Annotated in this window: 23 protein-coding genes and 3 tRNA genes; 11 read left to right on the top strand and 15 right to left on the bottom strand. The window is 65.1% G+C overall.

Annotated features, from left to right (window positions below; all coding sequences use genetic code 11):
- The first annotated feature begins 75 nt into the window (after positions 1 to 75).
- Together ABIB35_RS11050 and ABIB35_RS11045 are read left to right on the top strand one after the other, a co-directional pair.
- The gene (locus tag ABIB35_RS11050; RefSeq protein ID WP_354181329.1) at positions 76 to 1,068 is read left to right on the top strand and encodes a DUF2804 domain-containing protein; all 993 of its coding nucleotides are present in this window, start codon (positions 76 to 78) and stop codon (positions 1,066 to 1,068) included.
- Between the two features lie 49 nt (positions 1,069 to 1,117).
- The gene (locus ABIB35_RS11045; RefSeq protein WP_354181327.1) at positions 1,118 to 1,690 is read left to right on the top strand and encodes a CueP family metal-binding protein; all 573 of its coding nucleotides are present in this window, start codon (positions 1,118 to 1,120) and stop codon (positions 1,688 to 1,690) included.
- Positions 1,691 to 2,001: 311 nt separating this feature from the next.
- On the opposite strand, the gene ABIB35_RS11040 is transcribed toward ABIB35_RS11045, so the two are convergent.
- Positions 2,002 to 3,291: an adenylosuccinate synthase gene (locus ABIB35_RS11040; protein WP_354181325.1), complete on the bottom strand. Its 1,290-nt coding sequence runs from the start codon at positions 3,289 to 3,291 to the stop codon at positions 2,002 to 2,004.
- Between the two features lie 229 nt (positions 3,292 to 3,520).
- Here ABIB35_RS11040 and ABIB35_RS11035 point away from each other — a divergent pair, with 229 nt between their 5' ends.
- From ABIB35_RS11035 to ABIB35_RS11020, 4 genes are all read left to right on the top strand, one after another.
- Positions 3,521 to 4,114, top strand: a complete 594-nt coding sequence (locus ABIB35_RS11035; RefSeq protein ID WP_354181323.1) for a hypothetical protein — start codon at positions 3,521 to 3,523, stop codon at positions 4,112 to 4,114.
- A gap of 139 nt (positions 4,115 to 4,253) precedes the next feature.
- Complete coding sequence (locus ABIB35_RS11030) at positions 4,254 to 4,682, top strand: excalibur calcium-binding domain-containing protein (RefSeq protein WP_354181321.1); 429 nt, start codon at positions 4,254 to 4,256, stop codon at positions 4,680 to 4,682.
- 345 nt (positions 4,683 to 5,027) lie between these two features.
- Positions 5,028 to 5,423, top strand: coding sequence for a sortase domain-containing protein (locus ABIB35_RS11025; RefSeq protein ID WP_354181319.1), 396 nt, complete (start codon positions 5,028 to 5,030; stop codon positions 5,421 to 5,423).
- A 134-nt stretch (positions 5,424 to 5,557) separates the two neighbouring features.
- The gene (locus ABIB35_RS11020) at positions 5,558 to 6,058 is read left to right on the top strand and encodes a DUF427 domain-containing protein (protein ID WP_354181317.1); all 501 of its coding nucleotides are present in this window, start codon (positions 5,558 to 5,560) and stop codon (positions 6,056 to 6,058) included.
- 91 nt (positions 6,059 to 6,149) lie between these two features.
- On the opposite strand, the gene ABIB35_RS11015 is transcribed toward ABIB35_RS11020, so the two are convergent.
- From ABIB35_RS11015 to ABIB35_RS11005, 3 genes are all read right to left on the bottom strand, one after another.
- Positions 6,150 to 6,578 (bottom strand): DUF3151 domain-containing protein, encoded by a 429-nt coding sequence (locus ABIB35_RS11015; RefSeq protein ID WP_354181315.1) that lies wholly within the window; start codon positions 6,576 to 6,578, stop codon positions 6,150 to 6,152.
- Positions 6,578 to 7,597: a class II fructose-bisphosphate aldolase gene (gene fbaA, locus ABIB35_RS11010; RefSeq protein WP_354181313.1), complete on the bottom strand. Its 1,020-nt coding sequence runs from the start codon at positions 7,595 to 7,597 to the stop codon at positions 6,578 to 6,580. The genes ABIB35_RS11015 and fbaA overlap by 1 nt, the downstream gene beginning before the upstream one ends.
- Positions 7,598 to 7,757: 160 nt before the next feature.
- On the bottom strand, positions 7,758 to 8,411 hold the full coding sequence (locus ABIB35_RS11005; RefSeq protein ID WP_354181415.1) for a TrmH family RNA methyltransferase: 654 nt from the start codon (positions 8,409 to 8,411) through the stop codon (positions 7,758 to 7,760).
- 101 nt (positions 8,412 to 8,512) lie between these two features.
- On the opposite strand from ABIB35_RS11005, the gene ABIB35_RS11000 reads away from it, so the two are divergent.
- Positions 8,513 to 9,319, top strand: a complete 807-nt coding sequence (locus ABIB35_RS11000) for an HAD-IIA family hydrolase (RefSeq protein WP_354181311.1) — start codon at positions 8,513 to 8,515, stop codon at positions 9,317 to 9,319.
- Positions 9,320 to 9,341: 22 nt separating this feature from the next.
- On the opposite strand, the gene ABIB35_RS10995 is transcribed toward ABIB35_RS11000, so the two are convergent.
- Complete coding sequence (locus tag ABIB35_RS10995) at positions 9,342 to 10,343, bottom strand: alpha/beta hydrolase (protein ID WP_354181309.1); 1,002 nt, start codon at positions 10,341 to 10,343, stop codon at positions 9,342 to 9,344.
- 51 nt (positions 10,344 to 10,394) lie between these two features.
- A complete protein-coding gene (gene pyrE / locus ABIB35_RS10990) occupies positions 10,395 to 10,964 on the bottom strand; it encodes an orotate phosphoribosyltransferase (protein ID WP_354181307.1) in 570 nt (189 codons plus the stop codon).
- Between the two features lie 67 nt (positions 10,965 to 11,031).
- Here pyrE and nadE point away from each other — a divergent pair, with 67 nt between their 5' ends.
- The 3 genes from nadE to ABIB35_RS10975 are packed head-to-tail and all read left to right on the top strand — an operon-like array spanning position 11,032 to position 13,559.
- Positions 11,032 to 11,868, top strand: a complete 837-nt coding sequence (nadE, locus tag ABIB35_RS10985; RefSeq protein ID WP_354181305.1) for an NAD(+) synthase — start codon at positions 11,032 to 11,034, stop codon at positions 11,866 to 11,868.
- A 30-nt stretch (positions 11,869 to 11,898) separates the two neighbouring features.
- Complete coding sequence (locus ABIB35_RS10980; protein ID WP_354181303.1) at positions 11,899 to 12,702, top strand: exodeoxyribonuclease III; 804 nt, start codon at positions 11,899 to 11,901, stop codon at positions 12,700 to 12,702.
- 2 nt (positions 12,703 to 12,704) lie between these two features.
- Complete coding sequence (locus ABIB35_RS10975; protein WP_354181301.1) at positions 12,705 to 13,559, top strand: DUF8083 family protein; 855 nt, start codon at positions 12,705 to 12,707, stop codon at positions 13,557 to 13,559.
- 20 nt (positions 13,560 to 13,579) lie between these two features.
- Here the strand turns inward: ABIB35_RS10975 and ABIB35_RS10970 are convergent, their stop codons facing one another.
- The 9 genes from ABIB35_RS10970 to ABIB35_RS10930 form a co-directional block, all read right to left on the bottom strand.
- Positions 13,580 to 14,191 (bottom strand): hypothetical protein, encoded by a 612-nt coding sequence (locus tag ABIB35_RS10970; protein WP_354181299.1) that lies wholly within the window; start codon positions 14,189 to 14,191, stop codon positions 13,580 to 13,582.
- Positions 14,188 to 14,772, bottom strand: coding sequence for a DUF6286 domain-containing protein (locus tag ABIB35_RS10965; protein ID WP_354181298.1), 585 nt, complete (start codon positions 14,770 to 14,772; stop codon positions 14,188 to 14,190). Before ABIB35_RS10965 ends, ABIB35_RS10970 begins: the two co-directional genes overlap by 4 nt.
- On the bottom strand, positions 14,769 to 15,164 hold the full coding sequence (locus tag ABIB35_RS10960; protein WP_354181296.1) for a hypothetical protein: 396 nt from the start codon (positions 15,162 to 15,164) through the stop codon (positions 14,769 to 14,771). The genes ABIB35_RS10965 and ABIB35_RS10960 overlap by 4 nt, the downstream gene beginning before the upstream one ends.
- Positions 15,161 to 15,352: a DUF2273 domain-containing protein gene (locus ABIB35_RS10955; RefSeq protein ID WP_354181294.1), complete on the bottom strand. Its 192-nt coding sequence runs from the start codon at positions 15,350 to 15,352 to the stop codon at positions 15,161 to 15,163. Before ABIB35_RS10955 ends, ABIB35_RS10960 begins: the two co-directional genes overlap by 4 nt.
- Before the next feature lie 72 nt (positions 15,353 to 15,424).
- Positions 15,425 to 15,985, bottom strand: coding sequence for an Asp23/Gls24 family envelope stress response protein (locus ABIB35_RS10950; protein ID WP_354181293.1), 561 nt, complete (start codon positions 15,983 to 15,985; stop codon positions 15,425 to 15,427).
- A 56-nt stretch (positions 15,986 to 16,041) separates the two neighbouring features.
- Complete coding sequence (locus ABIB35_RS10945; protein WP_354181291.1) at positions 16,042 to 16,485, bottom strand: pyridoxamine 5'-phosphate oxidase family protein; 444 nt, start codon at positions 16,483 to 16,485, stop codon at positions 16,042 to 16,044.
- Positions 16,486 to 16,609: 124 nt separating this feature from the next.
- Positions 16,610 to 16,685, bottom strand: a tRNA-Phe gene (locus ABIB35_RS10940).
- A 58-nt stretch (positions 16,686 to 16,743) separates the two neighbouring features.
- A tRNA-Asp gene (locus tag ABIB35_RS10935) sits at positions 16,744 to 16,817 on the bottom strand.
- Positions 16,818 to 16,876: 59 nt separating this feature from the next.
- Positions 16,877 to 16,949, bottom strand: a tRNA-Glu gene (locus ABIB35_RS10930).
- A 159-nt stretch (positions 16,950 to 17,108) separates the two neighbouring features.
- On the opposite strand from ABIB35_RS10930, the gene ABIB35_RS10925 reads away from it, so the two are divergent.
- Complete coding sequence (locus ABIB35_RS10925; RefSeq protein WP_354181413.1) at positions 17,109 to 17,468, top strand: metallopeptidase family protein; 360 nt, start codon at positions 17,109 to 17,111, stop codon at positions 17,466 to 17,468.
- Positions 17,469 to 17,480 lie beyond the last annotated feature (12 nt).

Below are 17,480 nucleotides of genomic sequence, written 5' to 3'. Positions count from 1 at the left end.
GGAGGGGCCCCGGGTGACGCACCGGCCGGGAGTGTCCTGCAGTGCGGATCCGCGTGCCGCCTAGACTTGGGCCGCATGGACGAACTCACGCTGCCCACGGATCTCACCACTGCCCGCGGAACCCTCAACCCGGAGGCGGTGGGCTATTCGCGCTCACCGCTGCACCGCACTGCGCTCCCGGGCAATACAGCATCCCGGATGCGCACCAAGCGCTGGGAATACTGGGGTGTTCTGACGCCCGAGCTGGCATTGGGCATGACCATCGTGAACCTTGGCTACGCCGCGAGCCTGCAGATCTATGTCCTGGACCGCACCACCGGAAAGGAAATCAGCATCGAACCGCTGAAGATCCTGCCGCGCGGCGCGGACATCGTGCTCCCGGATACGCTGCCGCCGCTCACGGCGCTCGGCACCGCGGGGGATGTGTCGCTGCGCTTCCACGACGACGACGGCGGCACCCACCTGCGCGCCCGGTCCCCGCGGGTGTCGGTGGACCTGTATGCGCCGGCCGCGGGCGACGTGCTGGGCGTGGTGGTGCCGTGGTCGGACCGGCGGTTCCAATACACGCTCAAGGATGTGGCCCGCAGCGTGTCCGGAACGGTGACGGTGGACGGCAAGACGTTCACCGTCGGAGCGGACGCTTTTGCCGTCCTGGACCGGGGCCGCGGCCGCTGGCCGTACCGGACCACGTGGACCTGGGGTGCAGGCTCGGGAACAGTGGACGGCACCCGGATTGGCCTGCAGGTGGGCGGGCAGTGGACGGCCGGAACACCGGCCACGGAAAACGCCCTGATGGTGGACGGCCGGCTGCATCACTACGACGGCGAGCTGGAGTTCGCCTACGACCTCGCGGATCCCGCCTCCACCTGGACCGTGCACGGCCCCTGGATCGACGCCGTGCTCACACCCTTCCACCGCAGGGAGTCCGCCACCAAAGCCGGGGTCATTTCCTCGGAGATCTGGCAGGCCTTCGGCACCTGGTCCGGAACGGCACGCACCCCGGACGGCACCAGCTACTCGCTGGAGGGCCTCGGTGGCTGGATTGAGGAAGCCCGGCACCGCTGGTAGGACCCGGCCCGCTTCAAGGTTCCTCGCTGCTACGCATTAGGCTTGCTCCATGCAACTGATGCGCCTGATCCTGCCCGTTTCCGCGCTGCTGCTGACCGCCGGCTGTGCCTCCGGCGGGACCGGCAGCGCAGCCGGTAGCGCAGCCGGTAGCGATGATCTGCTGCGGGAGCACGGTTTGGAGCGGGCCACCGTCTCAGAGGTTGTTGAGCAGCTGGACCGTACCAACGAGGACCGGGCCAGCGGACTTTCGGCGTCGGTGACCTACGATTCGGTCACCCTTCAGGATGACGGGCAGGAAGCTGTCCTGACCATGCCGGAGGATGAGTTCTACCTGGCTGTGGCACCCTGGACCACCACCACGCATGATTGCTTCCATCACAGCCTCTCCGGCTGCCAGGGTGAACTCGTGAACACTCCCGTGCAGGTACTGATTACCGATGCGGCCGGAACCGTGCTGGTGGACGATGCCGCCAGCACCTACGACAACGGGTTTGTGGGCTTTTGGCTACCCAAGGACATTGCCGGATCCTTGACAATCACCTCGGCGGCAGGAACCGCAACCGGTACCTTCAGCACCTTCGCGGACAGTCCCACCTGCATCACCACCCTGCGACTGGTCTGACCCGGCTGGGGTTCCGCCACGAACGGAGGGGGAACGTCCGAGCCAACGTCGGCTTCCGCCCGGTCCCAGTCGAAGGGGGCCTTGGCCTCCCCAGCATCCTGCCGGGCCGGGGCATCCGGAGCGGCACCGGCGGCCGGGCTCAGCGCAGCAGCGGTGCGGCCCAGCAGCGCCAGGGCCGTCGTGTTTCCTGGATCGGCGCTGAGGGCTGCGTTAAATGATTTCCCCCATGTTATTTCTTTGCCCACCCAGACAGCTGCGGCCCTGGCGGCAGGAAACTCCTGCCTACAGGGCCGCAGCCAATCTGGTCCGAACTACTCGTTGATCAGGTCCCGCACCACAATGGTCTGCTCGCGGTCCGGGCCAACGCCGATGGCGGAGAACCGCGTCCCGGACATCTTTTCCAGGGCCAGGACGTAGTCCCGGGCGTTCTTGGGCAGATCGTCCAGCGTCCGGGCGCCGGTGATGTCCTCGGTCCAGCCGTCAAAGTACTCGAAGATCGGCTTCGCGTGGTGGAAGTCGGTCTGCGTCATCGGCATTTCGTCGAACCGCACGCCGTCGACGTCGTACGCCACGCACACCGGAATCTGCTCGATGCCGGTGAGCACATCCAGCTTGGTCACGAAGTAGTCAGTGAAGCCGTTCACGCGCGAGGCGTGGCGCGCCAGCACGGCGTCGTACCAGCCGCAGCGGCGGGGGCGGCCGGTGTTGACGCCAAACTCACCGCCGGTTTTCTGCAGGTACAGCCCCATGTCGTCGAAGAGTTCGGTGGGGAACGGGCCGGCACCGACACGCGTGGTGTAGGCCTTGATGATACCCACGGAGCGGGTGATGCGGGTGGGGCCGATACCAGAGCCCACCGAGGCGCCGCCGGCCGTCGGGTTGGAGGAGGTCACAAACGGATAGGTGCCGTGGTCCACGTCCAGGAACGTGGCCTGGCCGCCTTCCATCAGGACAACCTTGCCCTCATCCAGCGCACGGTTCAGCTCAAATGTGGAGTCAATGACCATGGGCCGCAGCCGGTCCGCATAGGAGAGGAAGTATTCGACAACCTCTTCGACGTCCACGTCGCGGCGGTTGTAGACCTTCACCAGCAGCTGGTTCTTCTGGCGCAGCGAGCCTTCGACCTTCTGGCGCAGGATCGATTCGTCGAAGATGTCCTGGACGCGGATGCCCAGGCGGGCCACTTTGTCCATGTAGGCCGGCCCGATACCGCGTCCGGTGGTGCCGATGGCACGCTTGCCCAGGAAGCGTTCGGTGACCTTGTCCATGACCTGATGGAACGGAGCCACCAGGTGGGCGTTGGCGGAGATCCGCAGCTTGGATGTATCGGCGCCGCGGGCTTCGAGACCGTCGATTTCGTCAAACAGCGCTTCGAGGTTCACTACGCAGCCGTTGCCGATCACCGGAATGGCGTTGGGGCTCAGGATGCCGGCCGGCAAAAGCTTGAGTTCGTATTTTTCACCGCCGACGACGACGGTGTGGCCGGCGTTGTTTCCGCCGTTGGGCTTGACGACATAATCGACACGGCCCCCCAGCAGGTCGGTGGCCTTACCTTTACCTTCGTCGCCCCACTGGGCGCCGACGATGACAATTGCGGGCATGGGATCCTCCCCCATTAGTTACGAAAGGGAGAAACGCCGACGGCGCGATCCGCTTCCGTGCATGAGAACGCCCCTGAACTCGCAGGTCGGACCGGAAATGGCTATGGGCCGGGTCTAGCCGGAGTCGCGGGGCTCTTACCTATCAAGTTTAGCCGATTGTATGTCCTCCGCTCTTTTGGCGGCGGCATACCGGGTATTACTCGGAGTGAACTCGGCGTAGCGTGGCCCGATGGACCGTTTTCGCGGCTTTATTGCCGGTATAGGAACCACCTCCGGCACCCGACTAGTGGTGGGCCACTGGCTGGAATCCCCGTTTGGCGCCTTCACGGACGTCATGGCGGAAAACGCCGCCGGGTCCCGAATGCTGCTGGCCCCACACCAGGAGGTCGCGGACTACATTGCCGGCACCTATCATTTTGACGCGGTGGACGTGGCCGACGTCGATGCCCGGCTCACGGCCGACCAGCTCCTGGTCAGCGCAGGGCCGCTGCGGTTGAGGGCGGATCTGGGTCCGCGCACCTTCCTCGGGCAGCTGCTGGAGCATGTTCCACCCCCGCTGGCCGTTCATCCGCGCTGGCTGAGAGCCGTCAGCCCCCTGGCCGGGCTGCTGGTGCCCGGCGTTAGGACGTCCGGGTCTGCGGGCGGCGGACGCCGAGAATACTACGGTGTCCGGTCCATCCGTTCCGTCACGGGAGCGCTGGCCAGCTGGGATGGTCGGGATCTGGGCGGGTTGTCCCCCGTCAGCCCGCCCGTTCGATTTGGCTTCAGCTCGGTGCCGCCCAAACCGCAAATTGTGGCTGTGACTACCAGCATTCTTCCGTGACGAGGTTTTGTGTCGGTTTTTTCTGCCTGCCGCCGAGGCAAAATCGCCTTCTACCCGGGTGACAAAACTACCTTCTTCATACTCTCTTTCCTGTCACCCATCACTCGGATGACTACCCCACATGGAAAGCAGAGCCACAATGAAAAAACGCACTGCAGGACTAGCCCTCGCAGCGGTAACCGGCTTCTCGATTCTTTCAGCGACGCCGGCTTTCGCCATGACCACTCCCTATCCAAACTGTGACGCTGCGGCTGCGGACGGGGTCTACAACATTCCTGCCGGTGATCCCCGCTATGCTCCGGCGCTGGACCGTGACAAGGACGGAATCGCCTGCGAAAATCCCGATTCTCCCCCCAGCGACCCGCCCACATCGGAACCCTCCGGGACATCGGTGCCAACGATGCCAACCGACCAGATGAGCGGCGTACCCAAAGGAGGCGTCGATGCCGGTGTGGCAACGGAGAAGGGTATGGACTTCGGTCCGGTCGCCCTCGGCGGAGGACTGCTGCTGGCAGCCGCCGGGGCCGGAACCTACGTCATTCGGCGCCGTAACGGAAACCATGCCTAGTTCCAGGCGAACACGGTCCGGTGAGTTGGGGCGCCACCGCCCATGATCCCAAAGACCGTACCCAAGGCTGGCGGCCGCAGGAGCCTTCGGGCCACCGCGGCCGCCAGCCTGCTCATCACAGCAGAGTTGTTGCTTTCGGGCTGCAGTTCCGGCCCCGGGGCGGATGCGGCGCCGCCACAAGCGTCGGCGTCGTCCTGGCAATTGCCGCCGTCGCCACCCGCTCAGTCGCCTGGCAGGACCGTCAGCGCCGACCCGAGAGACACAGCCGGTCCTGCCCCCGCCGGCCACATCACGGCGCTGCCAAGAACCCTGGCACTTCCGTCCATTTCTGCGGGATCGGACCTGATGCAGGTGGGACTGCGGGAAGACGGCACGTTGGAAGTGCCTCCAGGCAGCCCCGGGGCCCCCGCCGCCTGGTACACCGGTTCACCAAAACCCGGAGAGCCCGGGCCTGCGGTGATCCTTGGCCACGTCAATGCCGAAGACGGCGGCCCGGGAATCTTTGCGAACCTGCGCCGGCTTCAGCCCGGTGACGAGGTACAGGTGCAGCGCGAGGACGGAACCACCGCCGTGTTCCTAGTGCTGTCAGGCGAGCTGTACCCGAAAGATGCCTTTCCCACCGAAAAGGTCTACGGCACTACAGTTCTCCCGGAACTGCGGCTCATCACCTGCGACGGCTACGACTCAAAAACGGGAACTTTCGAGGACAACTACGTCGTCTACGCCCGCCTTCTGCACTAGCTTTCCCCATCCCAAAAATCGTGGACCCGAGACACCCATCCCGGGCAACCACGGCTCCGAAGCAAGCTTTAACCCGCCATCATCCGAGATCCGGGTACGGTGTCCGGCTTCGGCCGGCAGGCGAAAGGCTGGCCATGGAAAATCACCCTCTGCATCCGGCACAGGAGAGCGCCCGGGAATCCGTCTGGGACTACCCCCGGCCGCCGCGCGTCGAGCCCAGTTCGGAGCACGTGCAGATTTTTCTCGGCGGGCAGCTGATAGCCGACACCACCTCGGCCGTCAGGGTCCTCGAGACCAGCCATCCGCCGGTGTATTACATCCCGCTGGAGGACTTTGCTCCGGATTCGCTCGTTAGAGCCGCCGGCGCCACCTGGTGTGAATACAAGGGACAGGCGGCCTATTTTGACGTCATCGGCGGAGGCGTCCGGGCGGACCGCGCCGCTTGGACCTATCCGGATCCGAGTCCCGGCTACGGACAGCTGGCCAGCAGGGCGGCGGTATATCCGGGAAAGATGGATCGCTGCACAGTGGAGGGGGAAGTGGTCCGGGCGCAGGACGGCGACTTCTACGGCGGCTGGATTACCGGGCGCATCACCGGCCCGTTCAAGGGCGCCCCGGGCACCGGCGGGTGGTGACGAGGCAGCAGGAGGTGGATCGGCACATGGCAAAGGCCGGGTGCCCGGCAAAAGCTGGGCACCCGGCCTTTAGCTGCGGGTCAGGGCCGGATCAGGACTCGCGTCCTTCAATGGCATTCTTGGCCTGCGGATCAGATTCGTTCAGGAATTTGGTGATTCGATCCACTTCCTCGGCCTCGCCGATGGCCGCTGCCGCCCGGCCCAGGGCGTACAGCGAACGCAGGAACCCCTGGTTCGGCACGTGCTCCCACGGGATGGGGCCGGCCCCGCGCCAGCCGGACCGCCGCAGCGCATCCAGGCCGCGGTGGTAGCCAACCCGCGCGAAGGCGTAGGACTCAATGGTGCGCCCCTCTTCGAAGGCCTCGTCAGCCAGGATGGCCCAGACCTGCGAGGAAGTGGGGTGTTTCGCTGCCAGGTCCAGGGCCTCGTCCCCGGCCTCGAGGCGAGCGACGACGTCGGACTCCTCAGGCAGGTACGTGGGCTCGGGCCCGAGCAGGTTCTTGCGGAATTCATCTGACATTAGAGGGACTTGCCTGCCGATCCTAGGTTCTGCGCTGCTTCGATCACGCGGGCGGACATGCCGGCTTCCGCCGAGGCACCCCACACGCGGGGGTCATACTGCTTCTTGTTCCCCACTTCGCCGTCGACCTTCAGGACGCCGTCGTAGTTGCGGAACATGTGGTCCACCACGGGGCGGGTGTAGGCGTACTGGGTGTCGGTGTCGATGTTCATCTTCACCACTCCGTAGGACACCGCATCCGCGATTTCCTGTGCGGAGGAACCGGAGCCGCCGTGGAAGACCAGGTCAAACGGGCGTTCGCGGCCAATGGATTCGCCCACGGCGTCCTGGATGTCCTTAAGGATTTCCGGGCGCAGCTTCACGCCGCCGGGCTTGTACACGCCGTGCACGTTGCCGAAGGTCAGGGCGGTCAGGTAACGGCCCTTATCGCCGGTTCCCAGCGCCTCGATGGTCTTCATGCCGTCGGCCACCGTGGTGTAGAGCTTTTCGTTGATGGCGTTTTCCACGCCGTCCTCTTCACCGCCCACCGTGCCGATTTCCACCTCGAGGATCATCTTGGCCGCATGGGTGCGGGCCAGCAGGTCCTGTGCGATGCGCAGGTTGTCCTCGAGGGTTTCCGCCGAGCCGTCCCACATGTGCGAGTTGAAGATCGGATCTTCCCCGCGCTTGACCGCTGCTTCGGAGGCAGCCAGCAGGGGCAGCACAAAGTCGTCCAACTTGTCCTTGGGGCAGTGGTCAGTGTGCAGTGCGATGTTCACGTTATAGCTCTTGGCCACTTCGCGGGCGTAGGCGGCGAAGGCCAGCGAGCCGGTGACCATGTTTTTGATCTTGGCGCCGGACCAGTAGGCGGAACCGCCGGTGGACACCTGGACGATGCCGTCGGAGCCGGCCTCCGCGAATCCTGCCAGTGCTGCGTTCAGGGTCTGGGAGGAGGTGACGTTCACTGCCGGATATGCGAATCCCCCGGCCTTGGCGCGGTCGATCATCTCGGCATAAATCTCAGGGGTTGCAATAGGCATGCTGACTCCAAGGTCGATAGCGGCAGGGCCAGGGCCCTCATTGGCTTCCTACATCCTAGCCACAAGTATCCTTGCGGCATCAGGCCGTGTCACTGCATAACGGACCGCGGCCCGGCAGAGGACCGCAGGGCCGGTGCGCGCGGGCCCCTCCGGTGCGCGCTTAGCTCACCTTCTGGCCGAACACGTGACGCCGAATCCAGCCGTGCATCGCGATAGCCGCAGCGGAGCCGGCATTGATGGACCGGGTGGAACCGAACTGGGCAATGGAGAGGGTGGCGTCCGCGGCGGCATGGACTTCCGGGCTCAGCCCCGGACCCTCCTGGCCGAAGACCAGCACGCAGTTCTCGGGAAGTTCATAGGTTTCCAGCGGCACGGAATCCGGAAAGTTGTCGATACCGATGATGCGCAGGCCCTCGGCGCGGGCCCACTCCACGAAGTCCTCGACGGTCGGGTGATGGCGCACGTGCTGGTAGCGGTCGGTGACCATGGCGCCCCGGCGGTTCCACCGGCGTCGTCCGATAATGTGCACTTCCTTGGCCATGAAGGCGTTGGCGGTGCGGACCACGGTGCCGATGTTGAAGTCATGCTGCCAGTTCTCAATGGCCACATGGAACGGATGCCGCTTGGTGTCCAGATCCGCCACAATCGCCTCATGGTTCCAGTACCGGTACTCATCCACCACGTTGCGGACATCGCCGTTGGCCAGCAGCTCCGGGTCCCAGTGATCGCCTTCAGGCAGCGGCCCTTCCCAGGGGCCCACCCCCACCTGATGCGCAGGCGCTGTTTCGGCTGTTTCCACGGGCTGCTCCGGCAATTGTTCAACGCTATCTTTCACCCTTCAAGCTTAAGGTGAAAGACTGGGCCGCACGATCACGGGGAAAAAACGGCGGCACCGGGAGCACCCTGACCGCGCAAATGAAAAGGAACAGTGTGGGCGAAAACGAGAACATTGAATGCTGGTTGACGGACATGGACGGTGTGCTGGTTCATGAGAACAATCCCATTCCGGGCGCCGCCGAGCTCATTGACCGCTGGGTGTCCACCTCCAAACGGTTCCTGGTGCTCACCAACAATTCGATTTACACCCCGCGGGACCTTGCAGCCCGGCTGCACGCCTCCGGGCTGGAAATTCCCGAGGAAAACCTGTGGACCTCTGCGCTGGCCACGGCCGAGTTCCTCAAGGATCAGGTCAAGAACGCCGGAGTGCCGGGACGCTGCTTTGTGGTGGGCGAAGCAGGGCTGACGACGGCGCTGCATGAGGCTGGGATGATCCTCACGGACACCAACCCGGACTACGTGGTGCTGGGCGAGACCCGCACCTACTCCTTCGGCACCATCACCAAGGCCATCCGCCTGATCATGGGCGGAGCACGCTTCATCGCCACCAACCCGGACGTCACCGGACCGTCACCGGAGGGTCCGCTGCCGGCGACCGGCGCCATCGCGGCGCTGATCACGGCCGCCACCAACATGAAGCCCTACATTGTTGGCAAGCCCAATCCCATGATGTTCCGTTCCGCAATGCGCAAGATCGACGCGCATTCGGAGACCACGGCCATGATCGGAGACCGGATGGACACGGACATCATTGCGGGCATCGAAGCCGGGCTGACCACGGTCCTGGTCCTCAGCGGCATCACGCAGCGCGAGGACATCAATTCCTATCCGTTCCGGCCCACCCAGATTGTCAACTCCGTCTCGGACCTGATCAGCACCGTCTAGCGGAGCCGGGAACAGGGCGGCCCTAGAACAGTGATTTCAGGCCGCCGCCCTGTTCCGGCGGCGAATACTGCCGCAGCATCTCGCGCACCACCTTCTGGTACACACCCGGATTCCACTGCGGGCTGGCATGCGCCGGACTGGCTCCCTCGGTCACCAGGTCATTGGCCACCAGGTTGCGCGGGAACACCGCCGACCACTCGTACTTGGCGCCGAAATAGTTCACCGTCTTGTCCTCCGGGTTGCCGATGAACGCCAGCGAGGTCCCGCCCAGGGCATCGGCATATCGCCGCGCATCGTAGTGGAAGATGTAGGACGCCTCGGACTGGATCAGCGTGGTGGACGGCGCCAGCGGCGACAGCTGCTCCAGGGTCTGGTCCACAACTGTCCGCCACGTCCGCTCATCCTTGTGCAGCACCCGCTCGCCCAGCTCGTAACCGCCGCGAACCACGCTGGGAATGCGGTAGCCGGCGTCGTACAGGGCCGCCACCCCCTCAAACATGGCACGGTCCAGGACATCCTGCGGCCCGGCCGGGCTGGAGTCCAGAATAATCAGCTCGACGGCGACGCCCCGCTCCCGCAGTCTGGCCGCCACCTCAACGGCCAGCATGCCGCCGAAGCTGTGGCCGTAAAAATAGAGGCGCCGCAGCTGGTGGTTCCGGATGTAGCGGTACACGGCGGCAACAATGTCCTCCACGTCCAGACCCAGATTGGAGTAGCCGACGCCGGCAAGCTGCCCCCGGGAGGCCAGCGCCGGCCGCAGGGAGTTCAGGATCCAGATGGTTTCCTCCCAGCTGGTCTTATAGCCGGGAAAGAGGAACCAGGAGGCGGTCGGAAAACGCCGTTCAGCGGTCTCGTCGCGGACCCGCAGGATTTCCAGGTCCTCCCGGTAGTGCTGGATCCGGCGGGTCACGAACAGGTCCGCGGCCAGAGTTAGTCCCAGGGCGGAACCGGTCAGGAGGCGGCGGCGGGAGAACCGCTTAAGGCTCTCCGCGGACCGCAGGAAATCTGCCGGGTCTTCGCTCATGCCGGCCCGGTTTCCGAGCCCGGCAGTCCGGGTGCCGTTTCCTCCGCGGCCTTAGTCCAGGCCCAGTTCATCCTTGCCGAACGCATACAGGTAAGGCACACCGGCTTCAGCTTCAATGCGTTCCTTTGATCCCGTGTCCCGGTCCACGATCACGGCAACGGCCACCACGTTTCCGCCGGCCCGGCGGACGCCCTCCACAGCGGTAAGCGCCGATCCGCCGGTGGTGGAAGTGTCCTCCAGGACCACCACGTTGCGGCCGGACACATCAGGCCCCTCAACCTGCCGGCCCATGCCGTAGGACTTCTGTGCCTTGCGGACCACAAACGCGTCAATGGGACGGCCGGCACGGGCGCCGGCGTGCATCAGCGCCGTGGCCACCGGGTCCGCGCCCATGGTCAGGCCGCCGGCGCTTTCGAAGGAAATTCCGGCGCCGTCAATCAGGTCCAGCATCACGTCACCCACCAGCTGGGAGGCTTCGTGGTGCAGGGTGACCCGGCGCAGATCGATGTAGTAATCGGCCTCAGCGCCGGAGGACAGAATGACCTTGCCGCGGACCACCGCCAGTTCACTGATCAAATCCAGCAGGCGGGCACGGGCAGCAGGCAAAACAGGCGCAGTCATGGCCTCAATCCTAGCGGAGTGCCGTATCTCCCCACACAGATGTGACGGGAGATATAGGGTGGAACCCATGCGCCAACTACAAGCTGAAATCATTGCGGAAATGGGCGTGCAGCCCACCATTGATGCGGGTGCGGAAATCCGCCGGCGGGTGGACTTCCTGAAGGCCTACGCGGCCGCCTCCCACACCGGGGGATTTGTCCTGGGCATCAGCGGCGGTGTCGACTCCACTCTGGCCGGCCGGCTGGCCCAGCTCGCCGTGGACGAGCTCATAACCGAGGGCGCCCAGGCGCAGTTCATTGCCCTGCGCCTGCCGTACCAGGTCCAGCATGACGAAGCGGACGCGCAGGCCGCCCTGGAATTCATCCGCCCCGCACTCTCCTGGGTCTACAACGTTGCTCCGGCCGTTGACGGCTATGAGGAGGAGTACGTGAAGATGAGCGGCGAGCGGATCAGCGACTTCAACAAGGGCAACATCAAGGCCCGTGCGCGGATGACCGCCCAGTACGCGGTGGCCGGGCAGCACAACCTGCTGGTCATCGGCACGGACCACGGCGCCGAATCCGTGACTGGATTCTTCACGAAGTACGGCGACGGCGGCGCCGATGTCCTGCCGCTCTTCGGCCTGAACAAACGCCAAAACCGGCAACTGCTGGCGGAACTGGGCGCCCCGGAACAGCTCATAGGCAAGGCTCCCACGGCGGATCTGCTGGACGGCGCCCCCGGCCAGACCGATGAAACGGAACTGGGCATCAGCTACGACACCATCGATGACTACCTTGAAGGACGCGATGTCCCGGATGAGGCGGCGCAGCAGATTGAGCGCCGCTTCCTGATGACCCGGCACAAGCGCACCGTGCCGGTGAGCATCCTGGACACGTGGTGGAAGCCGGAAGCCATGCCCTGATCGGGGCGCACATTCGGTAACGTAGCAAGGGTGAAGATTGCTACCTGGAACGTGAACTCCATCCGTGCCCGTGCCGACCGCGTTGAGGCGTGGCTGCAACGCTCCGACGTCGATGTCCTTGCCCTTCAGGAAACCAAGGCCAAGGACGAGAATTTTCCGTGGGAAATCTTTGAGAACAACGGCTACGAAGTGGCGCACTTCGGCCTGAGCCAATGGAACGGCGTGGCGATCGCCTCCCGGGTGGGGCTCGACGACGTTGAGCGCACCTTCCCGGGCCAGCCGGCGTTCGGCAAAACCGAGGCGACCACCGCCACAGAGGCGCGAGCCATCGGCGCCACCTGCAACGGTGTGCGCGTCTGGAGCCTGTATGTGCCCAACGGCCGGGCTGTGGGAGACCCCCACATGCCGTACAAGCTGCAGTGGCTGGACATCCTGAAGGACCAGGCCGCAGGCTGGATAAAGGAGAACCCCGAACTGCCGCTGGCACTGATGGGTGACTGGAACATCGCCCCGCAGGATGACGACGTGTGGGACATCGACTGGTTCCGCGCCCAGAACGCCACCCACGTCACTGAACCGGAGCGGGCGGCCTTCCAGGCTTTCCTCGACGCCGGATTCACCGACGTCGTCCGGCCCTACACGCCGGGGCCCGGCGTGTACACCTATTGGGATTACACCCAGCTGCGTTTCCCCAAGAAGGAAGGCATGCGCATCGACTTCGTCCTCGGTTCCCCCGCACTTGCCGCCCGCGTCACCGGTGCCTCCATTGACCGTGAGGAGCGCAAGGGCAAGGGCGCGTCGGACCATGCTCCCGTGATGGTGGAGCTGGACTGACCATGAGCGCGCGCCCCCAGCGCTCCCTGTACCGCACGTTCCCCTACGTGTCGCATCTGCGCGTCTATGAGCCGTTGGACGTGTTCGACGACGACCAGCAGCTGGCCATTCTGGAGCAGCGGGCGCGGGGACGCCATGCCACCGAAGTCCTGGAGCGCAGCGATGCCGTCCGGCGTTTGGTGCGGGCCGTCTCGGATCCGTTCCCGCACAGCACCTCGGATCTGGTGCGGGTGCTGCACTATCCGGGCCACGAAGGCTCCACCCGGCGGCTCTACTGCCCCAATCAGCTCGCCGTCCGGACCTCGCTGGCCGCAGAGTCGCTGGGCGAAAGCATCCACGGTCCATTGGTGGACGTCCTAGTGCCCGAAGTGGCACGCGAAGCGCACGCAGCCCGGATCGACCCTGATTCATTCGCTGATTCCCTGGCCCGGCTGCACACCCGCTCCGCAACCTGGGGCGTTCCGTTCGGCTGGTTTGTGCTGCTGCACGAGGAGGATCACAGCGAGGTGGTGGAGGATGACGGCAAGGTTCAGACCGTCCGGCTCTCCGCGCCCGTCAGCCAGTGTCTGGACCGTGCCCGCCGCGCCACCGCGGCGCTGGCGCTTGCCGCACCCGAGCTGGATCTGCTGGATGAACTCGATGAACTGGCCAACTGGCTGGAGATTTTCTCCGAAGATGCGGTGCTGGAGCTGGACTACGGTCCGGTGGCGGAGCTGGTATTCCCCGACGATTCACCGTCGGATGTCCGCCTGGGCATCGAATCGCTGGCGGAGGGCGACATGACCGGGGCAGCCGCTTCCTACCGGCGGCTGGCCAACCGCTGGATTCCGATCCGGCAGCTGGCGCGTGCCAGCTGACGCCCGGCGCCCCGGCGGCGCTAGCGGACCCGGTCCTCGCGGCTGAACCGTAGCTTCCGGCCGGCATCAATGCTGATCAGTACCACCGTCCGCCGCCCCAGGGCGGCGTCCAGCGCCTCCACCAGGTGCGTGGCGTCAGCGGCGATCAGGTGCGGGGCAGCGCCCTGCCGGGGAGTGATGCGGATCCGCAGCGCCGAACTGCCGCGAACTTCATAGGTGCTGACGCCGGCGGCAGCTACATCCGGATCCTCCTGAAGTGCCGCGCGCAGTGCCTGCTCCGCCACCGCGCCGCTGATCGACACATTGCCGGGGGCACCGCCCTCGTCATACTCCGACACCAGAGTTCCGGTCCGTCCCCGGCCCTGCGCCGCAGCCCAGAGGACCAACAGCACAATCGCGATGACCATGGCCAGGACCAGCAGCACCCAGATCCAGCTTTGCGACTGGCCGGGCAGCGCAGTCTGCGCCCCGAAAGCCTGGATCCGATCCAGCGCTTCGGGGGCAAAGGCCTGCCAGCGGCGGGCGGCGTTGCTGTCAAAGCTAATCCAGAGCAGTCCGCCGCCGAGGCCGATGAGGATGAGTCCCAGCAGGCCCAGCAGGATGCGGTTCAACGCCCGCGGAGTCCGGTTCACTGCCCGATCACCCCCAGGTTGGAAACCTGCACGCGGACCTCAGGCCGGGGTTCCAGCCCGGTCAGCTGCAGTTCATCGGTGACGGCTTCCCGAACCGTTTCCTCGTTCACGGGGATACCGGACGTGGGACGGATCCGGACATCCACCCGGGTCCGTCCCACGGTGACCAGCACCTGCTCCGCACTGACACCGGCGGTGAGGCGGGCGCGGCGCGCCAGCGAGGAAGCCAGGACTTCTGCATCCACGACGACGGCGGCACGCGGGTTCGGCAGTGCATAGCGCGGCCTGCGGCCGGGCAGTACCGCCTGCAGGAAGAACACCAGGCCCACCAGCAGGATCAGCAGTCCGCTTAGTCCCAGGACGGAGGAGTCGGCGCCCTCGGGCAGGCGGGACAGCCAGCTGCCCAGGGCCGCGGGGTCGGTGAGCCAGGCTTCCTGGCCCAGGGCCTGCAGGGTTGCTTCCAACAGGACGTAGAGGCAAAAGAGGATGCCCAGGACCACTGCAACCACGGAGGCAGCGGCCCGGCTGGCGTGCGTTTCGCGGCGGACGATCTGCCGTGTGCGGACGTCGTTGCCGCTCACCGGACCCTGCTTCCTTCTTCGAGCTGGACGCCGGTGAGGCGAACATCCACCCGTGACACCAGCGATCCGGTCAGTTCGGTCACTTTGTCCTTAAGCAGGGGTTTCGCCGCGTGGGCGCGGTCCCACACCGATCCGCCGGTGCGGTTCAGGAGGTCCGGATCCGCCGCAATGCGGTTCAGCGGCGGAAGGGAGACGGGCAGCGCAAGGGAAAGGGCGAGCATGCCCTGATCGTCGGACCAGGAGACACGGATCTGCGCGGCCGGGACCCGAAAGAACTCGGCTGCGGCCGCTTTCGCCGTGGAGGTCAGCGCCTGGGTGCTGATGCGGTTATGTCCGGCGTATCCGGGGGCCTGCGGTGATGCCGGAACAAAGGCCGGAACTGCGGAGCTCACGACGACGAGCGTCGGCCGGTCAGCGCATCACGGACGGTGCGGAAGTCAACCTTGCCCTCGGCTGCCCTGCCGCAGAGGGCTCCCACGGCAATGAACAGTGCCATCAGCAGGAATCCCCAAAAATCGAAAATCAGGGCGGTGAACGCCAAAACGGCCCCAACCGCCATGCCGGTTACTGTTGGTTTCATTGTTCCTGCCTCATTACGGTGATCCCTGACTCTTCTTCGACCCTATACCGGATACCGCTGCTCGATAGTCTGCTAGGCCGGTGCGGAACCGGGCTTCGGCTTGTCCGGCCGCCCTTCTGCGGCGCCCGGGATCTGGACGTCGTTCACGTCCACGTTCACTTCAACCACACGCAGCCCCACCAGGGATTCAACCGCGGAATAGACTGCTGCACGGACATTGTCGGCAATGCGGGTCAGCGGGGTTCCGTAAACCGCCACCAGGGTCACGTCCACCGCAACTTCGGTTTCACCCACTTCCACATGCACGCCCTGGGTGGCGCTGGAGGCGCCGACGGCGTCCCGGACGGCTCCGAGCGCCCGCCCGGAACCGCTGCCCAGGGCATAAACGCCCGCCACCGACCGGGCCGCTATGGCCGCAACTTTTGCCACTGCCTGCTCGCTGATGGCGGTCTTGCCGCCGATAACGGCGGGGGCAGCTCCGGTGCCTTCCGCGACGGGGGCGTGCACCGGAACAGGGTCGTGCGCGGAAACAGGGGCGTGAGCGGGCGCCCGGTGGGCTGCAGCATCCGCGGATCCGTCCCGGGCCGGGCCTGCAGGGACGGGGGGAACATTCTGATGTGGGGCGTCAGTCATGCTGCTCAGCGTATCCTGCGGGCCTGTCCTTTGGGCAGGTAGTGCCCCGGGGCAGTTCAACGCATGCCAACCCGGCGCCCGGTCACGGTGCTGGGTTCAATGCCAATAAAAACATCTCGTTGTCCGCCGCCCCAAGGCTCATCCATCCGGCGGCCCCACAGCTGCGTCAGCAGTTCAGGATCCCGAACGGCAGCAGCGCGCCCGCTGAGCAGGACCGACCAGCCGTCCATGCGCCGGGTGTCATGATCATCAATCTGGAAGGAAGCGTTCCGGTCTTCCGCTCCCCCGCCAAGCACGCCGTCGCGCGCGGTGCGGAAATAGACCGACTGGTCACGGACCACGTAGTTGACCGGAAAAACCAGCACGCGTCCCTCTTCCTGATACGCCACTCTGCCGGTTCCGCGGCTGGCTAAAAGCGTCCAGCATTCAGCTTCCGTCAGGTCCGTACTCTGATGAGTGGCCGCAGCGTCCCACGCAGAATCCTGTGCATCCGTCGCCATCATTGCCTCCGAAGTAGATTTCGGGACCAGTCAAACGTAAGCGGGCGGATTTTGGGAAGAGAAGCAGCGGCTGCCTGTGTCCAAACAAAGAAAAACCCCGGACTCGTAAGTCCGGGGTTTTAGCTGGTGGCTCCGACCGGCGTCGATCCGGTGACCTTTCGATTTTCAGTCGAACGCTCTACCAACTGAGCTACAGAGCCGGGCATCATCGCTACCGATGATCACCGAGATCTTCCAAATCGCTTCAGAAAATCTGAGCGACCCTGACGGGACTCGAACCCGCGACCTCCGCCGTGACAGGGCGGCGCGCTAACCAACTGCGCTACAGGGCCTTGCTTTTCACGAGTGTAAACTCTACCAGCATTTCACCGGCCCGATTACCACTCCTGAGTACCCCCAACGGGATTCGAACCCGTGCCGCCGCCGTGAAAGGGCGGTGTCCTAGGCCGCTAGACGATGGGGGCCTTTAGAACACACCAGGAACGCCTCAGAGCGGAAGTTTCCGTTCGTTTGCGCCCCGGTGGACTCATAAAACTATAGGGCCTGTTGGGGCAAACAGCAAAACGGGTGCGGTGGACCCTGGGCGCCTGGGCCGCACTAGAGTGGCTTAGGTGCCCATAGAGATGCTTCCGGACGACTTTGAAACCGCCGTGGATGACGCGATTGATTCCATCCCCGCGGACCTGGCCGACGCCATGGACAACGTGGCCATCTTCATTGAGGAGGAGTACGAGCCCCGCCCCGGCGAGGATCCGGAAACCGAACTACTTGGACTGTACGAGGGCACTCCCCTCACGGAACGGGACTCCTGGTGGGACGCCGGCTCGCTCCCTGACCGGATTGTCATTTTCCGCGGACCGCTTCTGCGGATGTGTTCCTCAAGGGACGAGCTGGTTCATGAAATCCGCGTCACGGTGATCCACGAAGTGGCCCACCATTTCGGTATCGATGACGAACGACTGCATGAACTTGGCTGGGGGTAGCTAGCCTTAAGG

Origin of the sequence: Arthrobacter sp. UYP6, from assembly GCF_040547315.1 — a bacterium.
Classification (GTDB): domain Bacteria; phylum Actinomycetota; class Actinomycetes; order Actinomycetales; family Micrococcaceae; genus Arthrobacter_B.
The sequence above is the reverse complement of the archived record's forward strand: the minus strand, read 5'-3'. Positions and strand labels throughout refer to the sequence as shown.

Excerpts from the sequence above, each read along its gene's own strand:
- ABIB35_RS11000 (WP_354181311.1), top strand. The coding sequence starts at position 8,513 with ATGAAAAGGAACAGTGTGGGCGAAAACGAGAACATTGAATGCTGGTTG.
- ABIB35_RS11050 (WP_354181329.1), top strand. The coding sequence starts at position 76 with ATGGACGAACTCACGCTGCCCACGGATCTCACCACTGCCCGCGGAACC.
- ABIB35_RS10995 (WP_354181309.1), bottom strand. The coding sequence starts at position 10,343 with ATGAGCGAAGACCCGGCAGATTTCCTGCGGTCCGCGGAGAGCCTTAAG.
- ABIB35_RS11040 (WP_354181325.1), bottom strand. The coding sequence starts at position 3,291 with ATGCCCGCAATTGTCATCGTCGGCGCCCAGTGGGGCGACGAAGGTAAA.
- nadE (WP_354181305.1), top strand. The coding sequence starts at position 11,032 with ATGCGCCAACTACAAGCTGAAATCATTGCGGAAATGGGCGTGCAGCCC.
- ABIB35_RS11025 (WP_354181319.1), top strand. The coding sequence starts at position 5,028 with ATGCAGGTGGGACTGCGGGAAGACGGCACGTTGGAAGTGCCTCCAGGC.
- ABIB35_RS10950 (WP_354181293.1), bottom strand. The coding sequence starts at position 15,985 with ATGACTGACGCCCCACATCAGAATGTTCCCCCCGTCCCTGCAGGCCCG.
- ABIB35_RS10925 (WP_354181413.1), top strand. The coding sequence starts at position 17,109 with ATGCTTCCGGACGACTTTGAAACCGCCGTGGATGACGCGATTGATTCC.
- ABIB35_RS11045 (WP_354181327.1), top strand. The coding sequence starts at position 1,118 with ATGCAACTGATGCGCCTGATCCTGCCCGTTTCCGCGCTGCTGCTGACC.
- pyrE (WP_354181307.1), bottom strand. The coding sequence starts at position 10,964 with ATGACTGCGCCTGTTTTGCCTGCTGCCCGTGCCCGCCTGCTGGATTTG.
- ABIB35_RS11020 (WP_354181317.1), top strand. The coding sequence starts at position 5,558 with ATGGAAAATCACCCTCTGCATCCGGCACAGGAGAGCGCCCGGGAATCC.
- ABIB35_RS11035 (WP_354181323.1), top strand. The coding sequence starts at position 3,521 with ATGGACCGTTTTCGCGGCTTTATTGCCGGTATAGGAACCACCTCCGGC.
- ABIB35_RS11015 (WP_354181315.1), bottom strand. The coding sequence starts at position 6,578 with ATGTCAGATGAATTCCGCAAGAACCTGCTCGGGCCCGAGCCCACGTAC.
- ABIB35_RS10975 (WP_354181301.1), top strand. The coding sequence starts at position 12,705 with ATGAGCGCGCGCCCCCAGCGCTCCCTGTACCGCACGTTCCCCTACGTG.
- fbaA (WP_354181313.1), bottom strand. The coding sequence starts at position 7,597 with ATGCCTATTGCAACCCCTGAGATTTATGCCGAGATGATCGACCGCGCC.
- ABIB35_RS10955 (WP_354181294.1), bottom strand. The coding sequence starts at position 15,352 with ATGAAACCAACAGTAACCGGCATGGCGGTTGGGGCCGTTTTGGCGTTC.
- ABIB35_RS11030 (WP_354181321.1), top strand. The coding sequence starts at position 4,254 with ATGAAAAAACGCACTGCAGGACTAGCCCTCGCAGCGGTAACCGGCTTC.
- ABIB35_RS10945 (WP_354181291.1), bottom strand. The coding sequence starts at position 16,485 with ATGGCGACGGATGCACAGGATTCTGCGTGGGACGCTGCGGCCACTCAT.